Source organism: Streptomyces flavovariabilis (assembly GCF_000725785.1).
Classification (GTDB): domain Bacteria; phylum Actinomycetota; class Actinomycetes; order Streptomycetales; family Streptomycetaceae; genus Streptomyces; species Streptomyces hawaiiensis.
The window spans coordinates 1-15,943 of the sequence record NZ_JNXD01000023.1; the positions used below are offsets into that span (position 1 = coordinate 1).

General features: G+C 71.6%; 19 protein-coding genes and 1 tRNA gene. 9 read left to right on the forward strand and 11 right to left on the reverse strand.

Annotated elements, in window-relative coordinates; genetic code table 11:
* Positions 1-172 precede the first annotated feature (172 nt).
* Genes IO24_RS0132075 through IO24_RS0132090 form a run of 4 tightly spaced genes read right to left on the reverse strand, consistent with a single transcriptional unit; the run spans position 173 to position 2,402 of the window.
* Positions 173-508 carry a DUF202 domain-containing protein gene (locus IO24_RS0132075; RefSeq protein WP_031141825.1) on the reverse strand — a complete coding sequence of 112 codons (336 nt, stop codon included), beginning with the start codon at positions 506-508 and terminating at the stop codon, positions 173-175.
* Entirely contained in the window at positions 505-897 is a 393-nt protein-coding gene (locus IO24_RS0132080) for a YidH family protein (protein WP_031107873.1), read from the reverse strand. The genes IO24_RS0132075 and IO24_RS0132080 overlap by 4 nt, the downstream gene beginning before the upstream one ends.
* A 38-nt stretch (positions 898-935) precedes the next feature.
* Entirely contained in the window at positions 936-1,451 is a 516-nt protein-coding gene (locus IO24_RS0132085) for an NUDIX hydrolase (protein ID WP_031141827.1), read from the reverse strand.
* A gap of 45 nt (positions 1,452-1,496) precedes the next feature.
* Complete coding sequence (locus tag IO24_RS0132090; RefSeq protein WP_031141829.1) at positions 1,497-2,402, reverse strand: DMT family transporter; 906 nt, start codon at positions 2,400-2,402, stop codon at positions 1,497-1,499.
* 363 nt (positions 2,403-2,765) lie between these two features.
* Here IO24_RS0132090 and IO24_RS0132095 point away from each other — a divergent pair, with 363 nt between their 5' ends.
* From IO24_RS0132095 to IO24_RS0132110, 4 genes are all read left to right on the forward strand, one after another.
* Entirely contained in the window at positions 2,766-3,716 is a 951-nt protein-coding gene (locus tag IO24_RS0132095) for a hypothetical protein (protein ID WP_031141831.1), read from the forward strand.
* A gap of 34 nt (positions 3,717-3,750) precedes the next feature.
* Positions 3,751-5,286 carry an APC family permease gene (locus tag IO24_RS0132100; RefSeq protein ID WP_031141834.1) on the forward strand — a complete coding sequence of 512 codons (1,536 nt, stop codon included), beginning with the start codon at positions 3,751-3,753 and terminating at the stop codon, positions 5,284-5,286.
* An 87-nt stretch (positions 5,287-5,373) separates the two neighbouring features.
* On the forward strand, positions 5,374-6,123 hold the full coding sequence (locus tag IO24_RS0132105) for a molybdopterin-dependent oxidoreductase (RefSeq protein ID WP_037668957.1): 750 nt from the start codon (positions 5,374-5,376) through the stop codon (positions 6,121-6,123).
* Positions 6,107-6,730 carry a cytochrome b/b6 domain-containing protein gene (locus IO24_RS0132110; protein ID WP_031141838.1) on the forward strand — a complete coding sequence of 208 codons (624 nt, stop codon included), beginning with the start codon at positions 6,107-6,109 and terminating at the stop codon, positions 6,728-6,730. Before IO24_RS0132105 ends, IO24_RS0132110 begins: the two co-directional genes overlap by 17 nt.
* A 75-nt stretch (positions 6,731-6,805) precedes the next feature.
* On the opposite strand, the gene IO24_RS0132115 is transcribed toward IO24_RS0132110, so the two are convergent.
* From IO24_RS0132115 to IO24_RS0132130, 4 genes are read right to left on the reverse strand one after another with little or no spacing between them, the layout of a single operon-like run.
* On the reverse strand, positions 6,806-7,837 hold the full coding sequence (locus IO24_RS0132115) for an L-idonate 5-dehydrogenase (RefSeq protein ID WP_031141840.1): 1,032 nt from the start codon (positions 7,835-7,837) through the stop codon (positions 6,806-6,808).
* Between the two features lie 20 nt (positions 7,838-7,857).
* Complete coding sequence (locus IO24_RS0132120; protein ID WP_031141842.1) at positions 7,858-8,622, reverse strand: SDR family oxidoreductase; 765 nt, start codon at positions 8,620-8,622, stop codon at positions 7,858-7,860.
* Between the two features lie 13 nt (positions 8,623-8,635).
* Entirely contained in the window at positions 8,636-10,033 is a 1,398-nt protein-coding gene (locus IO24_RS0132125) for a GntP family permease (RefSeq protein WP_031141844.1), read from the reverse strand.
* 54 nt (positions 10,034-10,087) lie between these two features.
* Entirely contained in the window at positions 10,088-10,606 is a 519-nt protein-coding gene (locus tag IO24_RS0132130) for a gluconokinase (protein ID WP_031141847.1), read from the reverse strand.
* Between the two features lie 138 nt (positions 10,607-10,744).
* On the opposite strand from IO24_RS0132130, the gene IO24_RS0132135 reads away from it, so the two are divergent.
* Entirely contained in the window at positions 10,745-11,446 is a 702-nt protein-coding gene (locus IO24_RS0132135) for a FadR/GntR family transcriptional regulator (protein WP_031141849.1), read from the forward strand.
* 6 nt (positions 11,447-11,452) lie between these two features.
* Here the strand turns inward: IO24_RS0132135 and IO24_RS0132140 are convergent, their stop codons facing one another.
* Complete coding sequence (locus IO24_RS0132140) at positions 11,453-11,827, reverse strand: YchJ family protein (RefSeq protein ID WP_031141851.1); 375 nt, start codon at positions 11,825-11,827, stop codon at positions 11,453-11,455.
* A 63-nt stretch (positions 11,828-11,890) separates the two neighbouring features.
* Positions 11,891-11,975, reverse strand: a tRNA-Leu gene (locus tag IO24_RS0132145).
* 196 nt (positions 11,976-12,171) lie between these two features.
* On the opposite strand from IO24_RS0132145, the gene IO24_RS0132150 reads away from it, so the two are divergent.
* From IO24_RS0132150 to IO24_RS46060, 3 genes are all read left to right on the forward strand, one after another.
* Complete coding sequence (locus tag IO24_RS0132150) at positions 12,172-13,497, forward strand: M20/M25/M40 family metallo-hydrolase (RefSeq protein WP_031141853.1); 1,326 nt, start codon at positions 12,172-12,174, stop codon at positions 13,495-13,497.
* Between the two features lie 150 nt (positions 13,498-13,647).
* On the forward strand, positions 13,648-13,881 hold the full coding sequence (gene chpH / locus IO24_RS0132155; protein ID WP_030608446.1) for a chaplin ChpH: 234 nt from the start codon (positions 13,648-13,650) through the stop codon (positions 13,879-13,881).
* Positions 13,882-14,011: 130 nt separating this feature from the next.
* The gene (locus IO24_RS46060) at positions 14,012-14,926 is read left to right on the forward strand and encodes a chaplin family protein (protein ID WP_031141857.1); all 915 of its coding nucleotides are present in this window, start codon (positions 14,012-14,014) and stop codon (positions 14,924-14,926) included.
* 80 nt (positions 14,927-15,006) lie between these two features.
* Here IO24_RS46060 and IO24_RS0132165 read toward each other — a convergent pair whose 3' ends face one another.
* Complete coding sequence (locus IO24_RS0132165; protein WP_010045410.1) at positions 15,007-15,195, reverse strand: DUF5703 family protein; 189 nt, start codon at positions 15,193-15,195, stop codon at positions 15,007-15,009.
* A gap of 47 nt (positions 15,196-15,242) precedes the next feature.
* Here IO24_RS0132165 and IO24_RS0132170 point away from each other — a divergent pair, with 47 nt between their 5' ends.
* Positions 15,243-15,938 (forward strand): hypothetical protein, encoded by a 696-nt coding sequence (locus tag IO24_RS0132170; RefSeq protein ID WP_031141861.1) that lies wholly within the window; start codon positions 15,243-15,245, stop codon positions 15,936-15,938.
* Positions 15,939-15,943 lie beyond the last annotated feature (5 nt).

Below are 15,943 nucleotides of genomic sequence, written 5' to 3' on the forward strand. Positions count from 1 at the left end.
TCGGATCAGGTCGCAGACGCGGGGCCTGGTGCGCGCATCTGCGGCGTTGTCGTCGGTCACCGACGCTCCGCGTCGCCTCTCTCCTCCGCCTTGCAGCTACACGCACCAGGCCCCGCTCACCGGTGTCGGGAGGCACCGTCGATTCCCTGCGACCTGATCCGAACGACAGGCCCTAGAGAACGAGGGCGGCCCCGCACACCGCCATCGCCACCGTGCACAGCACCGCGGCCACCGCGTGCCGGGGCGTGAACGCCGCGGGGCTCGCGGCGGCCGCGAGGGTGCGGATACGCCGGTGGGCGACGCTCAGGACGCCTAGCCAGAGCACACAGCACAGGGCGCCCGCGACGACCCCGGCCGCCGACGCCCCGCCGTGCAGCACGGTCTTCACCGCGAGTACGGCGACGACGGTGCCCGACAGCGTCGTACGCCGCCAGGCGAGCCGGGTCCGCTCGGGCTGGAGGCCGGGGTCGCGGTCCGGGTCGCGCCGCCGGGCGGCCGGGGCGCTCACCCCTCCCACCCCACGAGCACCACCACGACCATGGCGACGGCCACGACCGCGACGACGAGGCTCAGCAGTGCCGGGAACCGGGACACCGGCAGATCCTCGCCCCGGCGCATGGCCCGCTCGCAGCGCACCCAGTGGTTGACGGCCCGCAGCGAGCACAGCACGCCCGCGGCCAGCAGCGCGAGCGCCAGCCCGACCCGCCAGGCCCACCGCAGGTCCGGCAGGAACTGGTCCACGGCGAAGCCGCCGCCGATCAGCGCCAGCGCGGTGCGCAGCCAGGCCAGGAAGGTGCGTTCGTTGGCCAGCGAGAACCGGTAGTCGGGCGTCTCGCCGTCCTCCCGGACCTCCGCGGGTGCGAACCACAACCGGACGTTCCGTACGAACTCGATCACGTGCGCGACCCTACCCGGGAGCCCGGTCCGGCTCCGCGTCAGCCGGCCGACCGGAACGCCTTGAGCCGCTCGTACGCCGCCAGCCCGTCCGGCACCCACTCCCAGTCGCCGAGGCGTCGCTCGATCTCGGCCTCGGGCAGGAAGGCGTGCCAGGCCACCTCCTCGGCCTGCGGCCGCACGGGCAGGTCGCAGCGGACCTCGTGGACCGCCGACCACCAGCTCCGGCCGGAGCCGTCGTCGTAGAGGAACGTGAAGAGGTGCTGTGGCTGCGGCAGGCCGCTCACGCCCAGTTCCTCCTCGGCCTCGCGCAGGGCGGCCGTCCCGTAGGACTCGCCGGCGCCGACGACTCCGCCGACGAACATGTCGTAGAGGGACGGGAAGACCAGCTTGGTCGGGGTACGCCGGTGCACGAAGACGCGGCCCTCGGCGTCCCGGGCCTGGATGAACACGCAGCGGTGCCGCAGACCGCGGGCATAGACCTCACCGCGGGGGAACTGCCCGATGACCTGGTCGTTCTCGTCGACGATGTCGAGGATCTCGTCAGCAGCGCTCATGCCCCCCATCCAAGCAGGGCACGCGCACCCGCCGGGCGGGGTCCGTCAGGACGAGGCCGGGCTGACCGCGGGAGCGGCCACCCGTGCCCGCTCCGGCGCCCCCTGCGGCATCGCCGGATGCAGCCCCAGCAGCACGATCCCTACCACCACCGCGAGCAGACCACCGGCCTCCCAGCCGAGGGCCACCGCGTCGGTGCGCAGCCGGTCGCCGAGGAAGCCGACGCCGCAGACGATCCCGGCGAGCGGCTGCGCCGCGGTCAGGGCGGGCAGCGACTTGCGCAGGGAGGCTGTCTCGAACGCGCTTTGCACGAGGACCAGCCCGGTGACGCCCAGCGCGAGCACCGCGTACGGCTCCCAGCCGGTGAGCAACTCGGCGAAGCCGCCCTCGGAGACCTTCTGCCCGCTGACCCGTGTCAGTGCGTCCTGCACGCCGTAGAGCAGTCCGGCGGCCAGTGCCAGCAGCACCGGACCGGAGCTCAGCCGGGACCGTTTGCCGTGCGCCGTGAGCACCAGGGCGAGTCCGATCATGACCCCGATGATCAGCCACTGCCGCACCGGATCGGCCGTCGCGGCGCCGCCCTCCGGCTGACCGGCCACGATGAACGCGGTCACCCCGCCCGCCAGCAGCAGGAGGCCCGCCCAGCCCTGGCGGCCCAGCGGCTGCCGGGTCTGCTTACGGGAGAGGGCGAGCGCGAAGAGCAGGTTCGTCGCCAGCAGCGGCTCCACCAGCGACAGCTCACCCTGCCCCAGTGCGGCGGCGCCCAGCCCCATGCCGACCACCATCAGCGCGATGCCGCCGAGCCAGCGCGGCACCTTCACGAGGTCGATCAGCAGCCGGAAGGAGAGGAAGTCGCTCAGCGGGGCCCGCTGAGCCGCGTTCTGCTGGAGGACGAAGCCGAAGCCCAGACAGCAGGCGGCGCCCAGAGCGAGCGCCAGAACTAGAACCGACACGCGGTGTACCTCGATCGTCAGGTCGGGTCACGGTTGCGTAGGGGCCGACTGTACCGGCCGGTCCCGCCCGGCGTGCCCGTACGTCATGTCATCGTCGGGGGCGGTGGCAGCCCGCGCTATGACGTACGTCACAACGGGCAAAAGGGATGAATCGATCACGGTCCCACTGGCCTCTCACGCCCCTTGGGTCACAAAACCCTCACAGACAACGGCAGTTGACGCGTGTAACGCTCCGGCGGCCCTTGACGGCGACCATTGGCTGGGGGTTGGCTGTGCGTGATCGGTTCATGGCGATGCGCACATCCGCGCTCCCTCTGTCACCGTGAGCCGAAACACCAGAAGAGCGCGTGAGGAAGTTCCGCGGTGTCCCCACCCCCGCCTCCCCTCGGCCGTGGCCGCAGACGTGCGGCGCAGGCTTTCGACGAGGCCCTCGACGACGCCGATCTCATGGCCGCGCGCGCCGCACTGGTGCAGGGCCGCTGGCAGAACGCCCGTTCCCTGCTGGTGCGCACCGGGGACGACTGGGACCGGCGCGGCCATCGCGTCACCGTCCTCGCGCGGGAGTCCTCCTGCGCCGCGTGGGCCCGGGAGTGGCTGCTCGCCGATCCCGAGTCCGCCGACGCCGCCGTGCTGCTCGCCCTCGCCCAGGTCCGGCGCGCCCTGCACGGCAAGGCCGAACCGGACCGCGCCCGGGAGGCCTGCCGGGTCGCCGCGGCCCGTGCCCCCGCCGACCCCACCCCCTGGCTCGGCCTGCTCATGCTGGAGTGCGCGGTCGGCGGTGACCAGGAGGCGGTCCGCAGCTTCGAGGCCGTCCGCGGCCGGTACGCCGACCACCACCACGCCCACCATCTGATGGTCGCCCGGCTCGCCGGCCGCCGCGCCGAGGCCGGCCCGGACCCGCTGCACGAGGTCTACGACTTCGCCAACTGGGCCGCCGAGCAGGCTCCCGCCGACTCCCCGCTCGCGATCCTGCCGGTCATCGCGCACGCCGAGCGCTACCGCGTGCTGGCCGCCGCCGGGCACGGGCCCGCCGACCCGGCCGCCTCCGGCCACTGGACGGGCCGTCGCGCCCGGCAGGTCATGAAGGCCGCCTTCGACTGGTGGCTGGAGTGGGAGCTGGAGGGGCATCCGCGGCGGCTGATCGATCTGAACTTCCTCGCCCACGCCAAGTTCTGCGAGGGGCGGGGCGCCGAGGCCGCCGCCCTGTTCCACCGGATCGGCCGCCACGCCACCCCGGCGCCCTGGTCGTACCCGGACCGCGACCCGCACACCGCCTTCGCCGCCGCCCGCGCCGGCGCGCTCGGCACGGCCTGACACCCCCGACTCGAAGAGTGAGGACGCTCCCCCGATGACCACGGACAGTTCGAGAACGAGCACATCCGCCTCCGGCGGCATCAGTACGTTCAAGGGGCAGGAGCGCGCCCTGCGCGCCGACCGGCTCGGCACCGGGGGACTGCTGCTCTCCGTCCTCGCCGCGACCGCCCCCCTCATGGTCGTCGCAGGTGTCATGCCCACGACATTCGCGGTGATGGGCATCGTCGGCCAGCCGCTGCTCTTCGTCCTCCTCGGCGTCGTCCTGATCCTCTTCAGCGTCGGATACGCCGAGATGAGCCGCCACGTCCACAACGCGGGCGCCTTCTACGCGTACATCTCCCGGGGCCTCGGCGGCACCGCCGGCGCGGGCGCCGCCCTCGTGGCCCTCGTCGCCTACAACGCGCTCCAGGTCGGCATCTACGGCATCTTCGGCTTCGAGGTCTCCGGACTCCTCGCCACCTACGCCGACGTGGAGATCGCCTGGTGGATACCGGCGCTCGTGGCCGCGCTCGCCGTCGGGCTGCTGGGCTGGCTCAAGATCGACGTCAACGCCCGCGTGCTCGGCGTGCTGCTGGTCATCGAAGTGCTCCTGGTCGTCGTCTTCGACGTGGCCGCGATCGCCGATCCCGGGAAGGAAGGTCTCTCGCTGCACGCCTTCAACCCCGACACCCTCACCGGCGCCGGTGTCGGCACGGCTCTGTGCTTCTGCATCGCCGCGTTCCTCGGCTTCGAGCAGGCCCCGGTGTACGCCGAGGAGACCAGCCGCCCGCACGTCCTGGTACCGCGCGTGATGTTCCTCGCCGTCGGCGGGGTCGCCGTCTTCTTCGCGCTGAGCTCCTGGGCCCTCACCGTCGCCACCGGGCCCTCCGCCATCGTCGGCACGTCCCAGAAGCAGAGCGCCGGACTGCTGTTCTTCCTCACCGAGTCCCGCCTCGGCGGCACCTTCACGGACGTCCTGCACGTCCTGTTCGTCACCGGCATGTTCGCCGCGCTGCTCAGCTTTCACAACGTCGTCGCCCGCTATGCCTTCGCCATGGGCCGCGAGGGGCTGCTGCCCGCCGCCTTCGGCCGCACCAGCGGCAGCAGCGGCGCCCCCGGCACCGGTTCGCTGCTCCAGACCGTCGTGGCCGTCGTGGTCGTGGCCGCCTTCGCGATCGCCGACGACAAACCGGCCGGCGACCCCACCGCGCCCGTCCTGCACCTGTTCACCTGGTTCGGCAACATCGGCGCCCTCGGCGTGATCGTGCTGATGGCGGCGGCGTCCCTGTCCGTGGTCGTCTTCTTCGTCCGCCGCGGCGCCGCGGGCGCCCAGGCCTGGCGGCTGGTCACGTCCGCGCTGGCGGGCATCGCCCTGCTGGTGATCGCCGGCTACACGGTGAAGGACTTCGAGGTGCTGGTCGGCGCCGGCCCCGACTCGTCGCTGAGCTGGGTGCTGCCCGGCATCATCGGCCTCGCCGCGCTCGCCGGCGTGGTCCTCGGCCTGGTGCTCCGCGCCCGCGCCCCCGAGAAGCACGCCCGGATCGGCCTCGGCAACGAGGCGTTCCAGCTGGACAAGGCGGCCTCCTCCTGAGGCGGCCCGTGTAAGAAGTCGTTACGGAAGTCTGACGAGCACCCGCGATCCCTGTCCTACCGGGGCCGCGGGTGTTCGAATGAGTACGTGAACGAGGACGTACCCAAGGGTGTGAGCGACGACCACCCCGAAGAGCGGGGCACCCCGATCGGCCGCCGCGTCTTCCTCGGCACCCTCGCCCTGGGCGCCGTCGGCGTGGTCGCCGCGCCCCCACTGCAACGCGGCCTGGAGGGCTTCCTGGGCGGCGCGGCCGACAAGGACCCCACAGGCCTGACCGGCCTGCTCCCCAACGGCGGCGGCTTCCGCTACTACTCGGTCGCCTCGTCCGTCCCGCGCAAGAACGCCGGCAGCTACCGCCTCACCGTGGACGGCCTGGTCGACCGCCCCACCACCTACACCCTCGACGACCTCAAGGCCCTGCCCCAGACCCGCATGGTCCGCGACGTCCAGTGCGTCACGGGCTGGCGCGTCCCCGACACGCCCTTCGAGGGCGTACGCCTGTCCCGGCTCCTGGACGCCGCCCGGGTGCGCCCCACGGCCAAGGCCATCCGCTTCACCTGCTTCGACGGCACGTACACCGAGAGCCTCACCCTCGCCCAGGCCCGCCGCGCGGACGTCCTGGTCGCCCTGCGCATGCAGGACAAGGACCTCGGCCACTCCCACGGCGGCCCGGTCCGCCTCTACGTGGCGCCCATGTACTTCTACAAGTCCGCCAAGTGGCTCTCCGGCATCACCGTCACCGACGAGGTCAGGCCGGGCTACTGGGAGGAGCGCGGCTATGACGTAGACGCGTGGGTGGGCCGCTCGAACGGACGGGACGATGACCCTACGAGCTGACACACCGCCGGCAACGGTGGAAGTGCGCCGCTTCACCCCTGTGCAGCGCTGGGTGCACCGCACCACGGCCGCGCTGATGGGCGTCTGCGTCCTCACGGCGGCCTGCCTCTACGTCCCGCAGCTCGCCGAACTCGTCGGCCGCCGCGCCCTGGTCGTCACCCTGCACCAGTGGTCCGGCCTCGCCCTGCCCGTCCCCGTCCTGGCCGCCCTCGTCTCCCGCGCCTTCCGCGCCGACCTCGGCCGCCTCAACCGCTTCGGCCCGCACGACCGCACCTGGCTGCGCGCGGCCCTGCACCGCGACAAACGCTGGTCGTCCCGCCCCGCGGCCAAGTTCAACGCCGGCCAGAAGCTCTACGCGGCCTGGATCGCCGGCGCCACACTGGTCATGCTCGCCACGGGCCTGATGATGTGGTTCACCCACCTCACCCCCCTGCTCTGGCGCACCAGCGCCACCTTCGTCCACGACTGGCTGGCCCTCACCATCGGCATCGTCCTGGCAGGCCACATCGGCATGGCCCTGGCGGACCCGGAATCCAGGAGGGGCCTGCGCACGGGCAGGGTGAGCAGAGAGTGGGCGGACCGGGAGCACCCGTTGTGGCGCCCGTAGACCCGTTGCCCTGGGGGGCGCGGGGAACTGCGCGAGCAACCACGACACACCGCACCCGCCCGACGACACGCACCCCTACGACGCAGGGGCGAAATCCAACAACACCTTGCACGACCGACTCCGATCGGCGGCCAGGGCAAAAGCCGACTCGGCCTCCCCCACGGGAACCACCGCACTGATCAGCCCGTCGAACGCCGGCTCCCCGGCCAGCAGCTCCAGCGCCTCGTCGAACTCACCGTCGAAGCGGAACGCCCCGCGCAGCTCGATCTCCCGGCTCACCACGAGGTTCCCCGCGAACGGACTGTGCCCCGCCGGCAGCATTCCCAGCTGGACGACGATCCCGCCCCGCCGCACCCGCCGCAGACAGGTGTCGAGCCCCGCGGCCACCCCGGACGCCTCGATGGCCACATCGACCTCGTCCGGCCACCCGCGGTCCTCAAGATCATCAGCCCGTACGGCCGTCCCGGCCCCGGCGATCCGCCCGTACGCGAGCGCCTCGGGCAGCAGATCCGAGACGGTGACGTGCGCGGCCCCGGCCGCCTCGGCCGCCGCGACCACCAGACACCCGATGGGCCCGGCGCCCGTCACCAGCACATGCCGGCCCGCCACCCCACCGGCCCGCCGCACCGCGTGCAGAGCGACCGACAGGGGCTCGGCCAGCGCGGCCCGCCGCAGCTCCAGACCGTCGGGCAGCGCCCGCACCTGCTCCGCCGGAACGACCACCCGGGCCGCGAAACCTCCCTGTACATGGGGAAACCGCGCCGCACTGCCGAGATACCGCGTGTCGCGGCAGACGTTGCGCCGCCCGGCCGCGCACTCCGGGCAGACCCCGCAGGGGGTGGCCGGATGCACGGCGACGGCGCTGCCCGGTGCCGGCCCCGACGCGTCGGCGCCGTACTCCACGACGGTGCCCACGACCTCGTGCCCGAGCACCATCGGCTCCCGCAGCCGGAAGTCGCCGACCCCGCCGTGCCGCCAGTAGTGCAGATCGGACCCGCACACCCCGCCGTACCGCACGGCGACCAGCGCCTGACCTGGTCCGGGCCGCGGCACCGGCAGCTCCGCCACCCGCAGATCGCCCTGACCGTGGATCACACACCCCAGCATCACAGCCGCCTCCCGGCAGGTCACAGCACGCTCGTCATACCGCCGTCGACATACAGCACCTGCCCGCTGACGAAGTCGGCCGCGGGGGAGGCGAGGAACAGCACCCCGCCCACCAGGTCCTGCGTCCGCCCCCAGCGCCCGGCCGGGGTACGCCGCCGCACCCAGGCGCTGAACTCCTCGTCCTCCACCAACGGCCGGGTCAGCTCGGTCTCGATGTAGCCCGGGCCGAGCCCGTTGACCTGCACGCCGGACGGACCCCAGTCCGCGCACATGCCCTTGGTGAGCATCTTCAGCGCGCCCTTGGTGGCGGCGTACGGCGCGATCCCGGGCCGCACCACCTCGCTCTGCAGCGAGCAGATGTTGATGATCTTCCCGTGGCCGCGTTCCGTCATCCGGCGCGCCGCCTCACGGCCGACCAGGAAGGCACTGGTCAGGTTGGTGTCCAGGATCCGGTGCCAGTCTGCCTCGCCGAACTCCAGCAGCGGGGCGCGCAGTTGCATACCCGCGTTGTTGACGAGGATGTCGAGCGGACCCACCCGCTCCTCGACCTCGGCGACCCCCGAGGCCACCGAGGATCCGTCGGTCACGTCGAACGCGGCCGTGTGCACCCGGTCGCCGGGCAGCCCGGCGGCGGCATCGGCGAGCCGGTCCTTGTCGCGGCCGTTCAGGACGACCGTGCAGCCGGCCTCCGCCAGACCGCGCGCGAGAGCGAGTCCGATGCCCCGGCTGGAGCCGGTGACCAGGGCCGTACGGCCGCCGATGTCGAAGAGGGGATGAGCCGTCATCGCAGCGGTACTCCTAGATCACGAGGGACAACAGCAGGACGAGGCCGCCGGCGACCACCGAGATGATCGTCTCCATGACGGACCAGGTCTTGATGTTCTGGCCGACACTCAGCCCGAAGTACTCCTTCACCATCCAGAACCCGGCGTCGTTGACATGGCTGAAGAAGAGCGAACCGGCACCGATGGCGAGGACGAGCAGGGCGGCGTGCGTGGTCGACATGTCGGCCGCGAGCGGGGCGACCAGACCGGCCGCCGAGACCGTGGCCACCGTCGCCGAACCCGTCGCCAGGCGGATCACCACCGCGATCAGCCAGGCCAGCAGCAGCGCGGGGATGGACCAGTTCTCGGAGATGTCCAGGACCATCTGGCCCACACCGGTGTCGATCAGCGTCTGCTTGAACCCGCCGCCCGCGCCGACGATCAGCAGGATGCCCGCGATCGGCATGAGGCTCTTCTCGACGAGCGGCGAGATCCGCTCCTTGGAGAACCCGGCGGGCCGCAACAGCGTGAAGATGCCGACCAGCACCGAGGCGAGCAGGGCGATCATCGGGGCGCCGATGACGTCGAAGACGCGCTGCACCGGGTTCTCCGGGTCGTCCACGACGATGTCGACCAGCGCCTTGGCGAGCATGAGGATCACCGGAAGCAGCACGGTGAAGAGCGTGGCACCGAAGCCGGGGCGCTTGTCGAGCTCCTCGGAGGCGCGCTGCGGGATCATCTTCTCGGGGGCGGGGACGTCGACCCAGCGGGCCGCGTACTTCGAGAACACCGGACCGGCGATGATCACGGTGGGGATGGCGACGAGGACACCGAGCGCCAGCGTCACGCCCAGGTCGGCCCCGACCGCGTCGATCGCGACCAGCGGACCGGGGTGCGGCGGCACCAGGCCGTGCATCACGGACAGGCCCGCGAGCGCCGGGATACCGATGCGCATCAGCGAGTAGTTGCCGCGCTTGGCGACCATCAGCACGACCGGTATCAGCAGCACGATGCCGACTTCGAAGAACAGCGGCAGCCCGATCACGGAGGCGATCAGCACCATCGCCCACGGCATCGACCGCCCGCCGGCCTTCTCCAGGATGGTGTCGACGATCTGGTCGGCGCCGCCGGAGTCGGCGAGCATCTTGCCGAGGATCGCCCCGAGGGCGATCAGCACACCGACGCCGGCGACCGTCGTGCCGAGGCCGGCGCTGAAGCTGGTGAGCACCTTGTCCAGCGGCGCCCCGGCGATCGCGCCGAGCGTCAGTGACCCGATGGTCAGTGCCAGGAAGGCGTGCAGCTTGAACTTCGTGATGAGCAGGACGATGACGACGATGCCCGCCAGGACGGCGATGCCCAGCTGAGCGTGGCCGGCCGAGGTGATCGGCTCGGGTGCGTCCGCTGCCAGCATCTCGACGCTGAGTCTGGTCACGGTGGGTTCCCTTGCGTTGGGAGAAGGGGAGGGGGGAGGGGAAACCGCCAGGGGCTACTGGACGGGCTCGGGGAGCTCCCGCAGGGCGTGCGCCGCCCGTTCGGTGATCTCCTCCGGGCCGCCCGCGACGTCGACCCCGACCCCCGCCTCGTCCGCCGCGAGGGGCTGGAGCGTGGCGAACTGGGAGTCGAGCAGCGCCGTGGGCATGAAGTGCCCCTGCCGGTGCGACATCCGGTCCTCGATCAGCGCGCGGTCACCCGTGAGGTGCACGAAGACCACGCCGGGCGCGGCGGCCCGCAGCCGGTCGCGGTACGACCGCTTCAGTGCCGAGCAGCTGACCACCCCGCCGAGCCCGGCCCGCCCGTGCGCCCACTCGCCGATGGCGTCGAGCCAGGGCAGGCGGTCCTCGTCGGTGAGCGGGGTACCGGCCGACATCTTGGCGATGTTGGCCTGCGGGTGGAAGTCGTCGCCCTCGGCGTACGGAACGCCGAGCCGGGCCGCGAGCAGGGGGCCGATGGTGGTCTTGCCGGTGCCCGCTACGCCCATGACCACGACGACATGGGGGGTGTTCATCGCTGCCTCACTGTCTGCTGTCCGAGGTCGACACGTGATGTCGACGCAACTGAAACCCATTAGGTACGACGAATTCAAGAGGTCGTGCTCAATAAGTCTGACTTTTTGTCTCCGTGATCTACCCCGTACGCTGAGTGCATGAGCGCACCGGGCCGGGGCCTGCACGGCCATGTACTGGACACCCTCGGCCCCGAGATCACGGCGGGTGAGTACCCGCCGGGCAGTGTCCTGCGCACCGACGAACTCGCCCAGCGTTTCGACGTGTCACGCTCCGTGATGCGCGAGGCGGTCCGTGTCCTGGAGTCCATGTACCTGGTCGAGTCCCGCCGCCGCGTCGGCGTGACGGTCCGCCCGAAGTCCGAGTGGAACGTCTACGACCCGCAGGTCATCCGCTGGCGGCTGGCCGGCGCCGACCGCCCCGGGCAACTGCGTTCCCTCACGGTGCTGCGCTCGGCGATCGAACCCGTCGCGGCCGGCCTCGCCGCCCGGCACGCCACGTCCGAGCAGTGCGCCGAACTCACCGAATGCGCCCTCGGCATGGTCGCCCATTCACGCGGTCACAAACTGGAGGGGTACCTCCTCCACGACGTCGCCTTCCACCGCGTCATCCTGGACGCCTCCGGCAACGAGATGTTCGCCCGCCTCGGCGACGTCGTCGCCGAGGTCCTCACGGGCCGCACCCAGCACGACGTGATGTTCGAGGACCCCGACCCGGCCGCCGTCACCCTGCACGTCCAGGTCGCCGAAGCGGTCCGCGCGGGCGACGCCACCCGCGCGGAGGAGCTGACCCGCGAGATCACGGTCGGCGCCCTCCAGGAGCTCGACATCCTGGCGCCGTAGCACCCGCTACGCCGAAAACTCCCCGTCGACGTAGACCCAGTCCCCGTCGACCCGCTCGAAACTGCTCCGCTCGTGCAGCGAACCGCCCCGGTACGACGCCCGGAACTCCACGATCCCGGTGGAGTGGAACGCCGACCCGTCGCCCGTCCCCAGGATCTCCAGCCCGGTCCACCGCATCCCCGGATCCAGCTCCAGCTGTGCCGGCCGTGTCCGCGGATGCCAGGTCCGCAGCAGATACCCGGCGTCCCCCTTCACGAAGGCGCAGTACCGCGACCGCATCAGCGCCTCGGCGGTCGGGGCGGCAGCGGCGGCGGAGTGGAACCGGCCGCAGCATGCCTCGTAGGCCTGGGGGAGCCCGCAGGGGCAGGAACGCCTGGTCATGGTCACCTCTCCGCGGCAACGACCGAGGGCCGCGACCTCGCGGTCGCGGCCCTCAGTTTCATGTGTCCGAGGGGGGACTTGAACCCCCACGCCCGATAAAGGGCACTAGCACCTCAAGCTAGCGCGTCTGCCATTCCGCCACCCGGACAAGGTGTCTGTCGCGCGGGTTCTCCCCGCGGCGACGACGTAAACATTACCAGGCTTTCCGGGGTGGCCGATCACCCCCCGTCCGCACCCCGAGAGGGCGTGAACGGCGTGTGACGGGCCGGGAGGGCTCTTGGGGAGCGGGCCGGGGAGAGAGAGGATGAGGGGGACCCACCAGCAGTGACACCGGGAGGAAGCACGTGAGCGAGACGGACACGGCCAGGAGCGTCACCGGCGAGGACGAGGTCGTGGACCTCTGCCGCGAGCTGATCCAGATCGACACCAGCAACTACGGCGACCACTCGGGTCCGGGCGAGCGCAAGGCGGCCGAGTACGTCGCCGAGAAGCTCGCCGAGGTCGGGCTCGAACCCCAGATCTTCGAATCCCACCCGGGCCGCGCCTCCACGGTGGCCCGGATCGAGGGCGAGGACCCCTCCCGGCCCGCGCTCCTCATCCACGGCCACACCGACGTCGTCCCGGCCAACGCGGACGACTGGACCCACCACCCCTTCTCCGGCGAGATCGCCGACGGCTGTGTCTGGGGCCGCGGGGCGGTCGACATGAAGGACATGGACGCGATGACCCTCGCGGTCGTCCGCGACCGGCTGCGCAGCGGGCGCAAGCCCCCGCGCGACATCGTCCTCGCGTTCCTCGCCGACGAGGAGGCCGGCGGCATGTACGGCGCCAAGCACCTCGTCCGCAACCATCCCGACCTGTTCGAGGGCGTCACCGAGGCGATCAGCGAGGTGGGCGGATTCTCCTTCACCGTGAGCGAGCAGCGGCGGCTCTACCTGATCCAGACGGCCGAGAAGGGCATGCACTGGATGAAGCTCACCGTGGCCGGCACGGCCGGGCACGGGTCGATGATCCACCGGGACAACGCGATCACCGAGCTGTCGGAGGCCGTCGCCCGGCTGGGCCGGCACAAGTTCCCGGTGCGGGTCACCAAGACCACCCGCGCCTTCCTCGACGAGCTCGGTGACGCGTTCGGCACCGAACTCGACCCGGAGGACATGGAGTCCACCCTGGCGAAGCTCGGCGGCATCGCCAAGCTCATCGGCGCGACCCTGAGCAACACGGCCAACCCCACACAGCTCGGGGCCGGCTACAAGGTCAACGTCATCCCGGGCGAGGCGACCGCGCATGTCGACGGACGGTTCCTGCCCGGACACGAGGAGGAGTTCCTCGCCGACCTCGACCGGATCCTCGGCCCGAACGTGCGGCGCGAGGACGTCCACGCCGACAAGGCCGTGGAGACCACCTTCGACGGGGCGCTCGTGGCGGCGATGCAGTCCGCGCTGCTGGCCGAGGACCCGACCGCCAAGGCGGTCCCCTACATGCTCTCCGGTGGCACGGACGCCAAGTCCTTCGACGACCTGGGCATCCGGGGCTTCGGCTTCGTGCCGCTGAAGCTGCCGCCGGAGCTGGACTTCGCCGGCATGTTCCACGGCGTGGACGAGCGAGTGCCGGTGGAGGGGCTGCAGTTCGGCGTGCGGGTGCTCGACCGCTTCATCGACGCGTCCTGAAACCACCCCTGCGAAACGGTGATATTCGGTCGCGCGTACGGAATCGACTGGGAAGAGTGAATGCGACCATAAGCTCGTAGCCTCATTACTCCAGCCTCGTTACAGGTAATGCGATCGCAAGATGGGTCGCTTTGCCAACTAGGAGGAATAATGATCAAGAAGGTCGTCGCTGCTGCGGCTGCCACCGGTGGGCTGGTTCTCGCGGGCGCGGGCCTGGCCGTCGCCGACTCGGGTGCTCAGGGTGCCGCCGTGCACTCCCCGGGCGTCCTGTCCGGCAACGTTGTTCAGGTGCCCGTTCACGTCCCGGTGAACGTCTGCGGCAACACGGTCTCCGTGATCGGGCTGCTGAACCCCGCCTTCGGCAACACCTGCATCAACAAGTGATGCTTCCCCCTCGCTGAGGGGAGTCCAAAGCCATCGGTCCCGGAGCGCGAGCCATGCGCTCCGGGACCGAACGCTTCTTTCGTGGAATTCGAGAAGAATTCGAGACAGGGTCGAAGGCAGGTATTCAGCAATGCGACAGGCTACCCGCAAGGGTCTGATGACCGTGGCGGCCGCGACCGGCGTGATCGCCGCCGCGGGCGGCTCCGCTCACGCCGACTCGGGCGCCCAGGGTTCGGCGTCGGGCTCGCCCGGCGTGCTCTCCGGAAACTCGGTGCAGGCGCCGGTGCACGCGCCGGTCAACGTGTGCGGGAACACGGTCAACGTCGTCGGTGTACTCAACCCGTCGGTGGGCAACTCGTGTGCGAACCAGGGCGGCGGATCGTCGTCGGGGGGATACGGCGAACACGGCGGCAAGGGTGGCTCGCACGCGGGCGGACACGCCACCGACTCACCCGGCGTCGGCTCCGGCAACCACGTCCAGGCGCCGGTCCACGTGCCGGTGAACGTCTGCGGCAACAGTGTCGACGTCATCGGCGTCGGCAACCCCAGTACGGGCAACGACTGCTCGAACGGTGGCGGCGGCCACCACGGCACCCCGCCCGGCGGCGGCCACGAAAACCCTGGGCAGCCGGGCGACCCCGGCCATCCGGGCAACCCCGGTGACCCGGGCGACCCGGGGAACCCCGGACATCCGGGTGACCCCGGCAACCCCGGCAACCCGGGTGACCCCGGCAACCCGGGTGACCCCGGCACCCCGGGTGAGCCCGGTGACCCCGGCACCCCGGGTGAGCCCGGTCACCCCGGCACCCCGGGTGAGCCCGGTCACCCCGGCACCCCGGGCACCCCGCCCTCCACCGATGGCGAGGCCCCGGGCGGCTCCTCGCACGGCAACAAGCCGGGCGGCCAGTTCGTCACCCAGCCCGAGGGGGACTCCCAGCTCGCCAGCACCGGCAGCGACCTGCCCCTCGGCTTCGCCCTCCCGGCCGGCGCGGGCGCGTTGCTCGCGGGCGCGATCCTCTACCGCAAGGCGCGCGCCTCGGCCTGACACCCTCACGCAAAACGGAGCGGGCCCCGCCGACGCGGGGCCCGCTCCGTGATGTGCCTTCTTTCAGTGCCCGTCTCCGCTCACCACGTGGCCCGCACCTGGCGGATGATCCGCCGACGCAACCGCACCTTGCGGCTGCCGTCGCGCAGCAGGCTCAGACGGTGCAACTCCCAGTGTCCGTACTCCGCGTGGTCCGTCAGCAGACGTGCCGTTTCCTTGCGGGAGACCCCGCGCGGAACGTACACGTCGACAAATTCGTATTCCGGCATCGCATCTATTGTGCGGGCTGGGGCCCGGTACGGATAGCGTCTGCACTATGTCTGATGCTGCGCAGCCCACCGCTGCCGAGGTACGCGCCGCCGCCGAGGCGGTCAAGACCGCGCTCGACCGCCACCTGGCCGCGGTCGAACGCAGGTCGGGAGAGGACGACCCGGCCGTCTACGAGGCGTTCAACCAGCTGGCCGCGGCCGCAGAGGTGTACGACGAACTGCTCTACGACCGCTACGACGAGGTCACGCCCTTCGAGATCCCCGGTGCGGAGGACGCGCTGCCCCCGTACACGGGCCCCGAGGAACCGAACGCGCTGAGCGTACTGATCCGCCGCGACTACGCCGTCGCCGAACCGCAGCGACTGCTGGCGCAGGCACAGCGGATCGAGGCGGCGGAGGGCGAGGACGGCGCCGCGGCCTCCGGGACGGTGCACGGCGCGCTCGGGCTGCTGTTCGGCGAGTTCGAGCCCGACGAGATCGCCTCCCGGCACAAGGAGTTCGGGCTGGAGGAGGGCGACTCCACGCTCTGGGTGACGGCGGCGGACGACCCAACCGAGCCCGGCGAGTGGCTGGAGGCACCGTTCGAACAGGTCGACCCGCAGCAGGTGGTCTGCCGCTTCGACGTCAGCGCCGTCTTCGACGACGAGATCGACGACGTCGACGATGACGAGGACGGGGACGATCTCGAGGGCGACCTGGACGAGGACGAGGACCTGGAGCCGCTGGACGCCGACCGCCGCTGAGCGGC

Bases quoted from the DNA above. Each gene is read 5' to 3' on its own strand.
- chpH (WP_030608446.1), top strand. From the start codon at position 13,648: ATGATCAAGAAGGTCGTCGCTGCTGCGGCTGCCACCGGTGGGCTGGTT.
- IO24_RS0132085 (WP_031141827.1), bottom strand. From the start codon at position 1,451: ATGAGCGCTGCTGACGAGATCCTCGACATCGTCGACGAGAACGACCAG.
- IO24_RS0132100 (WP_031141834.1), top strand. From the start codon at position 3,751: ATGACCACGGACAGTTCGAGAACGAGCACATCCGCCTCCGGCGGCATC.
- IO24_RS0132130 (WP_031141847.1), bottom strand. From the start codon at position 10,606: ATGAACACCCCCCATGTCGTCGTGGTCATGGGCGTAGCGGGCACCGGC.
- IO24_RS0132140 (WP_031141851.1), bottom strand. From the start codon at position 11,827: ATGACCAGGCGTTCCTGCCCCTGCGGGCTCCCCCAGGCCTACGAGGCA.
- IO24_RS0132110 (WP_031141838.1), top strand. From the start codon at position 6,107: ATGACCCTACGAGCTGACACACCGCCGGCAACGGTGGAAGTGCGCCGC.
- IO24_RS0132120 (WP_031141842.1), bottom strand. From the start codon at position 8,622: ATGACGGCTCATCCCCTCTTCGACATCGGCGGCCGTACGGCCCTGGTC.
- IO24_RS0132170 (WP_031141861.1), top strand. From the start codon at position 15,243: ATGTCTGATGCTGCGCAGCCCACCGCTGCCGAGGTACGCGCCGCCGCC.
- IO24_RS0132115 (WP_031141840.1), bottom strand. From the start codon at position 7,837: ATGCTGGGGTGTGTGATCCACGGTCAGGGCGATCTGCGGGTGGCGGAG.
- IO24_RS0132165 (WP_010045410.1), bottom strand. From the start codon at position 15,195: ATGCCGGAATACGAATTTGTCGACGTGTACGTTCCGCGCGGGGTCTCC.
- IO24_RS0132135 (WP_031141849.1), top strand. From the start codon at position 10,745: ATGAGCGCACCGGGCCGGGGCCTGCACGGCCATGTACTGGACACCCTC.
- IO24_RS46060 (WP_031141857.1), top strand. From the start codon at position 14,012: ATGCGACAGGCTACCCGCAAGGGTCTGATGACCGTGGCGGCCGCGACC.